At 48.1% G+C, this 11,595-nt stretch carries 12 protein-coding genes; 2 read left to right on the top strand and 10 right to left on the bottom strand.

What is annotated here, in order from left to right:
* Window positions 1-22 precede the first annotated feature (22 nt).
* Window positions 23-1,081, bottom strand: a complete 1,059-nt coding sequence (locus RQP50_RS26005; protein ID WP_315747166.1) for a GerMN domain-containing protein — start codon at window positions 1,079-1,081, stop codon at window positions 23-25.
* A 272-nt stretch (window positions 1,082-1,353) separates the two neighbouring features.
* Here RQP50_RS26005 and RQP50_RS26000 point away from each other — a divergent pair, with 272 nt between their 5' ends.
* Entirely contained in the window at window positions 1,354-1,899 is a 546-nt protein-coding gene (locus RQP50_RS26000) for a phosphatidylglycerophosphatase A family protein (RefSeq protein WP_315747165.1), read from the top strand.
* A 4-nt stretch (window positions 1,900-1,903) separates the two neighbouring features.
* Here RQP50_RS26000 and RQP50_RS25995 read toward each other — a convergent pair whose 3' ends face one another.
* The 9 genes from RQP50_RS25995 to RQP50_RS25955 form a co-directional block, all read right to left on the bottom strand.
* The gene (locus RQP50_RS25995) at window positions 1,904-2,878 is read right to left on the bottom strand and encodes an MBL fold metallo-hydrolase (RefSeq protein WP_315747164.1); all 975 of its coding nucleotides are present in this window, start codon (window positions 2,876-2,878) and stop codon (window positions 1,904-1,906) included.
* A gap of 93 nt (window positions 2,879-2,971) precedes the next feature.
* Window positions 2,972-3,709: a class I SAM-dependent methyltransferase gene (locus RQP50_RS25990; protein ID WP_036590195.1), complete on the bottom strand. Its 738-nt coding sequence runs from the start codon at window positions 3,707-3,709 to the stop codon at window positions 2,972-2,974.
* A gap of 202 nt (window positions 3,710-3,911) precedes the next feature.
* A complete protein-coding gene (locus RQP50_RS25985; RefSeq protein ID WP_315747163.1) occupies window positions 3,912-5,072 on the bottom strand; it encodes a glycosyl hydrolase family 8 in 1,161 nt (386 codons plus the stop codon).
* A gap of 17 nt (window positions 5,073-5,089) precedes the next feature.
* Window positions 5,090-5,251: a hypothetical protein gene (locus RQP50_RS25980; protein ID WP_174811209.1), complete on the bottom strand. Its 162-nt coding sequence runs from the start codon at window positions 5,249-5,251 to the stop codon at window positions 5,090-5,092.
* 268 nt (window positions 5,252-5,519) lie between these two features.
* Window positions 5,520-6,575, bottom strand: coding sequence for a Gfo/Idh/MocA family protein (locus tag RQP50_RS25975; RefSeq protein WP_315747162.1), 1,056 nt, complete (start codon window positions 6,573-6,575; stop codon window positions 5,520-5,522).
* An 87-nt stretch (window positions 6,576-6,662) separates the two neighbouring features.
* Window positions 6,663-7,382, bottom strand: coding sequence for a ThuA domain-containing protein (locus tag RQP50_RS25970; RefSeq protein WP_065292008.1), 720 nt, complete (start codon window positions 7,380-7,382; stop codon window positions 6,663-6,665).
* A 155-nt stretch (window positions 7,383-7,537) separates the two neighbouring features.
* Window positions 7,538-8,506, bottom strand: coding sequence for a sugar phosphate isomerase/epimerase family protein (locus tag RQP50_RS25965; RefSeq protein WP_021252354.1), 969 nt, complete (start codon window positions 8,504-8,506; stop codon window positions 7,538-7,540).
* A gap of 56 nt (window positions 8,507-8,562) precedes the next feature.
* Window positions 8,563-9,645 (bottom strand): Gfo/Idh/MocA family protein, encoded by a 1,083-nt coding sequence (locus tag RQP50_RS25960; RefSeq protein WP_021252355.1) that lies wholly within the window; start codon window positions 9,643-9,645, stop codon window positions 8,563-8,565.
* Between the two features lie 102 nt (window positions 9,646-9,747).
* A complete protein-coding gene (locus tag RQP50_RS25955) occupies window positions 9,748-10,515 on the bottom strand; it encodes a sugar phosphate isomerase/epimerase family protein (RefSeq protein ID WP_315747161.1) in 768 nt (255 codons plus the stop codon).
* A gap of 201 nt (window positions 10,516-10,716) precedes the next feature.
* Here RQP50_RS25955 and RQP50_RS25950 point away from each other — a divergent pair, with 201 nt between their 5' ends.
* A complete protein-coding gene (locus RQP50_RS25950) occupies window positions 10,717-11,586 on the top strand; it encodes an AraC family transcriptional regulator (protein ID WP_072731613.1) in 870 nt (289 codons plus the stop codon).
* Window positions 11,587-11,595 lie beyond the last annotated feature (9 nt).

Raw genomic sequence — 11,595 nt, 5'->3', positions numbered from 1 at the left:
CAAAGAGCTTGGCGAAAAGCATCTATCCTTTCCAAGCCATATTTACAACAGGCCGCGTGACCGGCTCCGAATAGTTTATCTTGTCTGTTCCTTGAATATCCATATTGCCGTTTATTTTCAACTGAACCTTCTTCACACCTTGCCGTTCAGTAAGCGATAGAACAACCGCCTTCACCAATTCTGCAGGAACTTGATCCCCTTTTTCGAACATCGTATCAGCGAGATCCACTGTCAGTGTATCGCCATTAGACGTAATATCATTAATTTTCGTTTCTTTGGTCATGACCATGTTCATCGCTTTCTTATTCAACGGCCCGGATATCATCTGTTCCAGTGTTGCTCTCACTGAATCCGATGATGGCTCAACCAGTCTAGTCACAGGAATAAAATAGGCCTTTCCCTCTTCACTGTAACTGGAAAAATACAACGTAACCGGCATGGAGCGCAGATAATTGACGGACAAATCCTTCTCTAAATTAATTCCTAATTGTCTGGAAAGCGGCGTATCCATTGGGGTGTGGTCTACTGGCATCTCAGACAGCTTCTTAGAATCCATCCATAATTGCACCTGATCTACATTCGGCAGAGAAGTAAGCGTCCACGTGATAGACTCCATCACCTTGCGCTCATCGTTCTTGTCGTAAGTGGCAAACTCCTTCGATAATTCCACAAATGCAGTCTTCTGCTCCGGCTTGAGCGTTACCTTCAAGCTCGTCCCCTTCGGCAGCGTAGCCGTAAAGCCTGGAGGCAGCATTCCCTTATGCACCCCGTCCTTCACCAGCATCTCCAGTGACGCCTGCGCCACTACCGCCGGATCCTCGGAATTCCATTGATACGATATTGGAGCCAAGTAGCCATGGCGATCCTGTGCATATATCGTCATATTCGCTTGCTGCTGCGCTGCATCCATTGGATTAACAGTTAATTCGCTCTTACCATCTGTTGCAGTCATCATCTTAGCCTCAACATCTGCTGGCGGCGGATCGATCGCACCGCTCGTGCCATTGCAAGCTGTTAATAGCAAGGGCAGCGTCAGTAATGCTGCCAGTACACCTTGTCGGAAATATTGTGTCCGCACCATAGGCGAAGCAACCTCCTCTATGCATCTATCGTGTGATCAGCGGGAGCCTATCTCCTTATATAAAGCGTGCATTAGGCGTCCCTTCGTCATACACCTATATATACGAGAGGGCTGTCCAAAACATGACGAGGTTTCTATATTGCAACGAGAAAATACAAGAGAAAGAGTGTAAGGAAAGCAGGGATTGGGTATATCATTGTCGTATACTTTCCTCATGCAATGGTGCAAAATGATAGGTATAGGAATGATGACAAGAGATAGAGGTGACTTCCGTGACAGATCATAAACATACTGCCAAGGCGTACAGCCTAGACAGTGAGAAAGTCGAAGCTGAGACACGCGAGTGGCTGCGCAAACGAGGAGTTCGCGTAGAAGAAATTGCAGAGTTGGTTATGTTCTTGCAGCAAAAATATTTCCCTGAATTGACAATCGACTATTGTATCTACAATGTGGAACAGGTGCTGCGCAAACGCGAGGTTCAAAATGCGGTTCTGACCGGTATCCAGCTTGATATCATGGCAGAAGAAGGGAAGCTGACACCCGCGCTGCAAGAAATGATTGAGAATGATGAGGGACTGTATGGCGTGGACGAAATTCTAGCCTTCTCCATTGTTAATGTATATGGAAGCATCGGATTCACCAATTACGGATATGTCGATAAACTGAAGCCAGGAGTCTTGGAACGATTAAACAATAAGGATAGCGGGCAGATCCATACGTTCCTTGATGATATCGTAGGCGCCATCGCCGCTGCGGCAAGCAGTCGAATTGCTCACCGCAAGCAGGCGGAACGCGAGCAAGAAATGAAATCTATGTAGTTTATTATGACTTCCACAGCATGAACTCGCCAGAAGCAGATGTAGTCATCGCTAAGCCGCGCCGTTGAAGTTCGACGAGATGAGCCAGAGTCTCGCCCATTGCAAAGCGGAATTGGTGCACAGTTAGACGATCCAGCGTACCGAAGCTGGCACAGCACAGCTCGTAGGCTGTCATCGGCTTGTGGAGCACGGCCTGCATCTCCTGCAGACGTGCTTCATGATGCTGGATTAACTCTTCCGCACGACTCCTGAAATGTTGGAATGGATGTCGATGCCCTGGAAGCGCCAGTTCTACATCCAGAGCAGCAAGAAGCTCAAGCCCGATGAGGAAGGACTGCAGTGGCTCGGGATCACTATTCGGCATGAAGCTGACATTCGGCGTTATTTGCGGCAGAACGTGATCACCACACAATATTATACGCTCTTCCGCATGATAGAAGCTCATATGGCCTGGAGCGTGCCCTCCTGTCTCAAGTGCCTGCCAAGCATCATCCCCTAGCGTCACCAAATCTCCATCCCTAATGAACGATATATCGGGCAGCGGGGTTACCTGGGGAATGAAGCTATCCATATGTACTCCGATGGATTCCACTACCGCTATCGGCGCCCCATGCTTACGGTACAACTGCTGCATGTCCACAGTCATAGGAGATTTCCCATCCCACAGCCTCTCAACGTGATTCCAGCCTATTTCCGACAACCATACGGGTACGGACAACTGCTGCTGAAGCCAGCCGGCAATCCCGCTATGATCTGGATGGTAATGCGTCAGCACAATGGAAGCCGTATTGCCAGCATGAATGTCCATTTCCCCCATTAAGCTGACCCATGCACTCTCTGTCTCATTGTTACGAAGCCCCGGATCAATGATAGTCCAGCCTGCTGAGCCATGAAGCAAATAGGTATTCACCCACCGAAGTGAGTTAGGAAGCGGCATTCTGGCTACATAAATATTCGCATTCACCTGCTGCAACTTCATTACTTGTTCCCCCTCATCCACAGATTGAGTCACATTTAATCATCTATATTGGTCTAATGCACCCATGTTATCGCTGCCATTGCTAGTTCGGACTTACTCCGGACGTGTTCCAACCATGATGAGTCGAGAAGAAACGGCTTCATTGTATAAGGAACCATCATACCCACCATATACCTTCTCCATTTGCAACCCTGCCTCTTCAATCATATGATGGAAATCGCCTAATTCATACAGTCTAACACGCTCCTCATAATGGCGCTGTTCCCCTGTGCCCTCATCCGTCAACGTAATTTCCTTCTTCACGAATCCATTCTCAATATGCCGCTTCTCTTGAATCCATGTCCCTTTATCCTGGCGCTCAGATACTGGAACCAGATGCTGCATAACATAGCTCGGATTTAAGAAGTCTATAATAAATTGCCCGCCCGGCCGGAGCACCCGGTGAATTTCATGGAATACCTGGCCGTTGTCTTCATCCGCTTGGAAATATCCAAAAGACGTAAATAAATTCACAACGGCATCAAACGCCCCCTCCACTGGCAGCTCTCTCATGTCCCCTGCCAAGAAGGTTACGACATGCTCTTCATCCAGCTTCGCCGCCTCTCGTAGAAGCACCTCAGACAAATCTACTCCTGTCACCTTGTACCCAGCTTCCGCGAGCGCCAGTGAGTGCCTGCCCATCCCACAGCATAGATCCAGCACAGAGGCTGCTTCGGGCAACTCCAGCCACTTCATCATCCGATGCACTTCTTGTGCGGCCCCTTGAAAATCACGATGTTTATATACAACTAAATAGTCGCGACCGAAACTCCGCTCGTACCATTCTTTCATACCTGTCACCTCAATTTATTTCTCCATTTCATTGTATCGAGTTAGGATCTAAAAGCAATGTTTCCTACAGCATTACCTATTTCTATTATGTAAAAGGACCGCCCAACAGATAAGTGACTATCTGCCATGGCAGTCCCTGTCCTATAACCTAACCCAGTTCATCCATCATCGTATCTACTTGTAGATTTCGTTTCCGTTTACTTCACTTTCCCTTGATTTCATTCTTCTTGCTTCCTACAGGATTGACTTCCGTCAACAATACTTGCAGCTGGTCGAATGAGAAGGCACTATTGTCCTTCTCTTCGACGAAGCCGCCGAAATTCGGCGAGGAGGAACGCTGCACGGCAAATGCATACATTCTCCGCTTCAATTGGTCCGCAAGTTCATGCTCATTCTTCAGCTGGAGGATCCGAACAGCAAGCGCATAAACTGATGGAGATTCGAAGGTTTCTCGGACACTCCCATCCTCTGCGTATACACTCGGGATCTTCCCTTTGTGGAGGCTCCATTCCTGTTTCAGAAATCGAATTGTCGCACTTACATCCTCGCCTTCTTCCGCCAAGTACAACGCAGTATATAAGGAATCGATCATATTGATGGATCCCGTTGACGAATAACCTTGATCAGGTGTCCAGAACGTCTTGAACAACCCGTTCCCAATCGAGCCCTTCTTCATTAGCTGCAAACTGTTATTCCGAACCGTCTCCCACTTCTTATCGAACACAGCCAGCATTCCCATCGTATGAATATCCATATAGGAGATCGTTGCACGGTCTGAGCGGGATTTATACTTCCAATCATAATGGTCGAACATGTAGTCCTTGCTCACATTGCCATCCAACAGCGTCTTGCTGATTCCCTTCGCGATCCGTCTTGCTTCCTCGACCCCCCATAATTGATCCGCATCGAGCAGTGCCCGAGCAATACGCAGATCATCGACCGCCGCATTAACGTCAGTCGGTTCATGCTTAGGGGAGTAGCGCCAGCGGACGTAGCCTTTCTCCGCTAATAGACGCCGCTGCAAGAACGCGAGCTGATTATCGAACAGGTTACGATTGTTCATCTGTACTGCATACAACATCATCAGCCCTGTTGATTCTGAGAGCATCTGATGATTGGCTGCTTGATGCTCTGACTCGGGCAAGTCGTCACGCAAATTCGTAAAGACTCCGCCATCGCTGCTCATCATGTGTTTCGCGACAAACAACAGGAGCGGCGATTGCTGCTCCGTTAGCTGCAGAGGAACAGCAGCAACCTGTTTCGTGTCTGAATACCACATATCCGCAGCAACCCATATTAATACAATGAATAAGGCGCCCCCTATGATCTTTACACCTATCGATCGATTTCTCTTCAAATTCATTGGAGATGGCTCCTCCCTTAGTTTCCGTTATTTCCGTCTCCGCTGAATCGCTCTCCATATAAGTACAGTGATTGCAAATAGCGCAATCCAAAGACAGCCTCTATCTCAAATCGAACCCAGATCTGATCGTCAGTACGGAACGATTTGCATTCCAAGGAGATGGCATTATATGAATGCATCCATCCTTCTCAGGATGCCATACTTTCCCCTCTAGTGTCCACCCTGCGGCGGGCCGGTGAAGATGAAATGCTTGTCCTGCTGCTGGGCAAACTGGAACTCCGACGCCTTCACGGCAGAATAGGCAACACGGCTTCCCGGCAATTGACGCAAGTTGTCACACCATGAACCAAACGTAATTTTTAGGATGTGCTTGTTGAACACAAAAAAAACCTGAGAACAAATGAGCGTACAGCACATTTGTTCTCAGGTTTACATCAGCATGAATGGCTATAGAGACAATCTTACTTCTTGGCCAAGCTTCGCCGATTCATAAATCGCATTTAGTATGCGGATCATGTCTACACCCTGTTCTGGTGTGAATATCGGATCAGCTTTGCCTAATATTACATCGACAAAGTGATCCACATTCTCCTTATGTCCTGATCCATCTGTGAATCCTTCGGGCTTCATGTTCATATGCTTGCCAGCAGCAACTGTGAACATCTGAAGCTCATTATCATGCAGGCTGAAGCCAGCTTGTGTCCCGCGCAGCTCCACGAACGATTGTTCCTTCTCGATATGTGAAGCCCAGCTTACTTCCAGCTGGAGCGTCGCCCCATTGTCAAAGCGAATGAATCCAGTTGCCAGATCTTCCACATTGAACGTATCCCGACTCCCTGACGGAGCAGCCTTATCCATGAAATGGCCGTATGTCGCTCCTGATACAGCAACTGGCTTCGGATTGCCCATCAGCCAGATAGCCAAGTCAATCATATGCACACCCAAATCGATCAGAGGCCCTCCTCCAGATTTGGATTTGGTTGTGAACCAGCCTCCTGCACCTGGAATGCCATATCTGCGCACCCAGCCGCATCTTCCCGTGTATATCTGCCCTATCTGTCCTTCATCAATGTACTGTTTTAGAAATTGAGAACGCGAGCGGAAGCGATTATTCCGCATGACCATCAGCACTTTGCCCGACTTCTCGGCAGCCTGCTGCATACGTACCGCATCTTCTGGGTTCGTCGCATCAGGCTTCTCGCAGAATACGTGCAACCCTTTTTCTAAGGCAGCAATCGCAACTGGAGCGTGCAAATAGTTCGGGGAGCAAATATCTACAATATCCAACTCCTCGTGTTCAAGCATCTCCTGCCAGTCTTCATAGACTCGAACCTGACCAATTTGATCCGCAACTTCGCAAGCAGATGGCTTATGCGGATCGCATACAGCGACGATCTGAACATGCGGATTTGAGAGAAATGCAGGCATATGCGCCCCACGGAATATGTTGCCTGTTGAAACAACTCCGACGCGTAATGGTTGTGAAGATTCAATTGATGTCATGTTTATACCCACTCTTTCTTTCAAATTACATTAGGCTGTATGATGATAACTCCAACGAAATCCGTGCATGTTGTCTAACTTGACCCATTAATTCAATGGTTCAAGCGGTTGAGCGTTGCCATACTTCGGATATGTGCGTTCCGACGGCTTAGCCCACTTCACCGCATTGGCGATGACACGACGGATTTGCTCATTGTAATAGGTCGGATATGTCTCATGACCTGGACGGAAGTAGAAAACTTTGCCCATGCCGCGCTGATAGCAGCAGCCGCTGCGGAATACTTCTCCGCCAGTAAACCAGCTGACGAATACAAGCTCATCCGGTGCCGGAATGTCGAAGTGCTCGCCGTACATTTCTTCCGCTTCAAGCTCAATATACTCCCCAATTCCTTCTGCGATCGGGTGCCCTGGAGCTACAACCCACAACCGTTCCTTGTCGTTCGCTTCACGCCATTTCAAATCACAGCCGGTTCCCATAAGCTTTTTGAAAATTTTCGAGAAATGACCGGAATGAAGTACAATTAGCCCCATCCCGTGGAGCACGCGTTGATAGACACGCTCTACAATCGCCTCGTCCACCTCTTCGTGTGCCTTATGCCCCCACCAAATCAATACGTCTGTCTCATTCAATACTTCCTCAGTCAACCCATGTTCAGGCATATCGAGCGTTGCATAGCGCACATGAAACTCCTGACCCAGTCCCTCGCCGATCGCTGTATGAATCCCTTGCGGATAAATATCAGCTACGGTCTTGTTGTGTTGTTCATGTCTGTATTCATTCCAGATCGTTACGTTTTGTTTTGTCATCGCTGCATGCTCCTTTGTCCATTCATATAGATAAGCTCATTACTGACAACATCTTATTTAGAAAAGCAATCGCACCTTCCATTCATCCATTGATGCACGAGAACGAGGAAGATGCGATGCCTATATCACGTTACTTGGCGTGCATGATTTGAGGCCTAGACCCACCACATCTCACCAATCGGTTCCTTCATTAAGATCGGCTTCAAATTCTCAACAGCTTTCGTGAAGCCCTCATCAACGGACATCAAGCCATCCTCATGTTCTATGCTCACAACATAGTCATAACCGACAAGGCGAAGGGCACTAATTATATCAGCCCATGTCTTCGTATCATGACCATAACCAACAGTACGGAACTGCCAAGCGCGATCCAACATCATCGTATAAGATTGCATATCTGTTATCCCGTGCTTATGGATGTTCACAGGATCAATGGTCGTATCCTTGGCATGGAAGTGATGAATGGCATTCGCCTGCCCCAGAATACGGATTGCCTGTACCGGATCTATGCCTTGCCACCACATATGGCTCGGGTCAAGGTTCGCTCCGATTGCCTCGCCTGCCGCTTCGCGGAGACGAAGCATCGTACCTGGCGAGTGAACGGAGAAGCCGCCGTGCAGCTCGAGTCCGATCTTCAAGCCGCGTTCAGTGGCTAACTTGCCCACCTCTGTCCAGTACGGAATAACCTTTTCCTTCCACTGCCAGTCCAGAATTTCCTGATAATCCGTAGGCCATGGTGCCACAGGCCAGTTCGGGTATTTCGCGCCTTCATGATCACCCGGGCAGCCGGAGAAGCCGTTCACAACTGGCACTTCCAGCTTCGCAGCGAGATCCAGCGTCGCCATGAAATCTTCATGATACTGCTTCGCAATATCCTTCTGTGGGTGAAGCGGATTGCCGTGACAGCTTAGCGCACTAATCGTCAGGCCCCGGGAAGCAACAGCTTCCTTAAATGCCTTGAGCTTCGCCTCACTAGCTAACAGTTCATGCGGGTTGCAATGCTTCGCGCCTGGATACCCGCCAGTCCCTATCTCAACAGCTTCCACACCTTTAGCTGCTACTGTATCCAATGCCTCTTCTAATGGCAATTGTCCGTACAGAACTAAGAATACGCCTAATTTCATGAGTGTTCTTTGCCTCCTTCGGTACGATTCATGTGCATTCGTGCTGCTTATTCCGATTAGTCAAAGTAAATTGCTTTGCCTGTGCGCGAGGATTCGTAAATGGCTTCCAAAATCTCAGAAACGACGCACGCTTGTTCCGGCGTAATGATTGGCGTCTTGTCATTTTCAATCGCATCAATCCACATATGCATCTCTACATCTGGCGGATTATCAGAATCACCTTCATAGAAATCAACGCCACTTGCAGTCAAATGGAATTTTTGATCGTACAGTTGGCCGTGTCTTTCCCCGTTAATCGTCAAGCCGTCATTCATATCTGCGCCGCCTTCTGTACCGCATAGCGTGCACTTCGCTTCGATGTTGGATGTTACGTTAAGCGCCCAGCTGGATTCCAAAATAACTGTCGCTCCGTTCTTCATCACAATCATCCCGAACGCGGAATCTTCAACCGTGAACTTCGCTGGATCCCATGAACCCCAAGCGTTCGCTGCATTCTCACGGCCGCTCAACTTATGATAAGCCTTGCCAAGCACGATATGCGGCTCGTAGTTGTCCATCATCCACAACGTCATATCCAGCGAGTGTGTACCGATATCGATAAGCGGACCTCCGCCTTGCTTCTCTTCATCCAAGAACACGCCCCATGTAGGAACCGCGCGGCGACGAATCGCATGCGCTTTGGCGAAATAAATCTCACCCAAGGTGCCCTCTTCACACAGCTTCTTCAAATAGCGGCTGTCACTGCGGAAGCGGTTATTGTAGCCTACTGTAAGCTTCTTGCCTGTACGCTTCGCCACTTCAACCATGCGGCGTGCATCTTCCGCCTTCTTCGCCATTGGCTTCTCACACAATACATGCTTATCGCTCTCCAGCGAAGCAATTGTAATCTCTGCATGTGAATCATTCGGCGTACATACATGAACGATGTCGATGCTCTTATCTTCCAATACAGCCTTATAATCGGTATAGACTTTAGCATCCGGTGTGCCGTACTTTTCCTTCGCCTCAACCGCACGCTCCTCAACAATGTCGCAGAATGCTACCATTTCAACATTTTTCAGCTTGGCCAAGCTAGGCATGTGCTTGGCATTGGCAATGCCGCCGCATCCGATAATCGCAATTTTATATACTTTTGACATGAATCTATTCCTCCCGAGTTTAGATTGATGGTGTAGGTCATGTATTCAACTGTAATATGTGTAGAGGTCATACCTCTTGAAGTTTTCTCTTGAAGTCTTCTATTAAAGTCCGAGATTGTCCTTAATCCATTGACGGCTTCCGCGCACGCTATCAAGTGGTGCACGCTGACAATCATCCTGCTCTACGATAAGCCATTCCGTTCCTGCTTCTCGAGCAGCTTGAGCTACACCCACTAAATCGAGTTCACCCTGACCAAGCTCCATTGTCATTGGCTTGCCTTCTCCATCATATTTGAGATCCTTATAATGAATGAACGGAACACGACCTGAATATTGAGCGATTACTTCCAACGGGTTGAAACCACCATGCTTCACCCAACAAACATCCAGTTCCGCGAAGAGACTGTCTTCAGGCAGCTTGCTGAACAGCAAATCAAATACCGTCTCCTGCCCAATCTTAGCTTCAAATTCATATCCATGATTGTGATAGCCCAGCTTAATTCCATGCGCTGCAAGTCGCTCCGCAACAGCTGCAAGCGCGCGAACCGACTCTTCCAAGATGTCTTCATCGGCTTCGTGCAGCTTCGGAATTCCCGGACAAATGATGTTCCGGTTGCCGATGGCAAGATTCATTTCAATTTGCTCATCTAGGTGTTCAGTCAATTGCTCGATGCTGACATGAGACCCGGCCGCCTTCAAATTCAGGCGCTTCAGTTCACCTGCTAATTTCTCCGGCGCCAATCCGCCGTAGCCGGCAAATTCTACACCTTCATAGCCCATAGCCGCCACTTGCTCCAGTGTTCCGATAAAGTCTTTTTGCATCTCATCGCGCAATGTATAAAGCTGTACTCCAATTTTCAATGGATCCACCTCATTTTGTATAAATCGTTATGAACGATTATGATATCGGCTTACTTTTTGAAAAGGTTTTCAATGAACTGATTTCATTGTGCCACATTGCTTTCGGGGTGTGAATGAAGGATATCCTTTTAACATGAACAATCTTGCTATCTTTGCTATACTCTTTGTAAAGAGCGTAGACACCTATATATGGACATGATGGAGGAGAATATGTCGCAATCTGCTATCAATCAAGAAGAATTTACGATTATGTACTCCGGGCATGCGAGACACACGAAGCCATTCACTCTCGTCATCCCTAAGCTGGAGCATTACCTCATTCGCATACAGTTGGAAGGCAATGCTCATGTCTGGATGGATGATCAATATACGGAAATTACACCTGGCGATATGCTCATGCTGTCACCGGGCTCTCATTATGATTTGAAAATAGGGTACCGCCACCCCGAATCAGGCATCCCTCACAAAAAAGTGCACAGCCTCGACTACTACTTCATATTGAATGGTCCATGGATACAAGCGTGGTGGAACCAGATTACCACTCACGGCAAGGTAGACATCGGAATCGACGATCGTCTTCTGTCGATATGGCGGGAGATTATGCAGGAGCAGCGGCTTTATGGAAGCCACAACATGAACGATATTGTTAGACACCTAAGCTTTGCTTACTTCCGCATGTTGGAGAGAACCTTAAATGAACGCGCACATCCCTCTTATTTGAATCGCAATCGCAGTGAACAGGTCGCCCATCAAATGAAGCATTATATTGAAATGAATGTTACGGAGCCGTTTACGCTGCAGGATGTAGCAACCCGCGTGCAGCTAAGTGTGTCCAGAGCATCACATATTTTCAAAGAAACATTCCATCAATCCGTCATGGACTATGCCATCCAACTCCGATTGACGATGGCTTGCGAGCGGATTTTGCATGGGTATATGCCGCTGGAGCAAATTGCTGAAATGTGTGGATTTCAAAGTTACTCCTATTTCCATCGAACGTTCAAAACTCGCCTTGGCATAGCGCCACGTGATTTCCGGGAGCAGCGGCAGCTGGACAATCATGCGGATTCGAGCAATTGACGGTCGCGA

This window comes from Paenibacillus suaedae (genome assembly GCF_032337355.1).
GTDB classification, from domain to species: domain Bacteria; phylum Bacillota; class Bacilli; order Paenibacillales; family Paenibacillaceae; genus Paenibacillus_B; species Paenibacillus_B suaedae.
This window is presented reverse-complemented; position numbering and strand designations above follow the sequence as displayed.

Excerpts from the sequence above, each read along its gene's own strand:
- RQP50_RS25960 (WP_021252355.1), bottom strand. The coding sequence starts at position 9,645 with ATGTCAAAAGTATATAAAATTGCGATTATCGGATGCGGCGGCATTGCC.
- RQP50_RS25965 (WP_021252354.1), bottom strand. The coding sequence starts at position 8,506 with ATGAAATTAGGCGTATTCTTAGTTCTGTACGGACAATTGCCATTAGAA.
- RQP50_RS25995 (WP_315747164.1), bottom strand. The coding sequence starts at position 2,878 with ATGAAGTTGCAGCAGGTGAATGCGAATATTTATGTAGCCAGAATGCCG.
- RQP50_RS25980 (WP_174811209.1), bottom strand. The coding sequence starts at position 5,251 with ATGCATTCATATAATGCCATCTCCTTGGAATGCAAATCGTTCCGTACT.
- RQP50_RS25970 (WP_065292008.1), bottom strand. The coding sequence starts at position 7,382 with ATGACAAAACAAAACGTAACGATCTGGAATGAATACAGACATGAACAA.
- RQP50_RS25950 (WP_072731613.1), top strand. The coding sequence starts at position 10,717 with ATGTCGCAATCTGCTATCAATCAAGAAGAATTTACGATTATGTACTCC.
- RQP50_RS25990 (WP_036590195.1), bottom strand. The coding sequence starts at position 3,709 with ATGAAAGAATGGTACGAGCGGAGTTTCGGTCGCGACTATTTAGTTGTA.
- RQP50_RS26005 (WP_315747166.1), bottom strand. The coding sequence starts at position 1,081 with ATGGTGCGGACACAATATTTCCGACAAGGTGTACTGGCAGCATTACTG.
- RQP50_RS25975 (WP_315747162.1), bottom strand. The coding sequence starts at position 6,575 with ATGACATCAATTGAATCTTCACAACCATTACGCGTCGGAGTTGTTTCA.
- RQP50_RS25985 (WP_315747163.1), bottom strand. The coding sequence starts at position 5,072 with ATGAATTTGAAGAGAAATCGATCGATAGGTGTAAAGATCATAGGGGGC.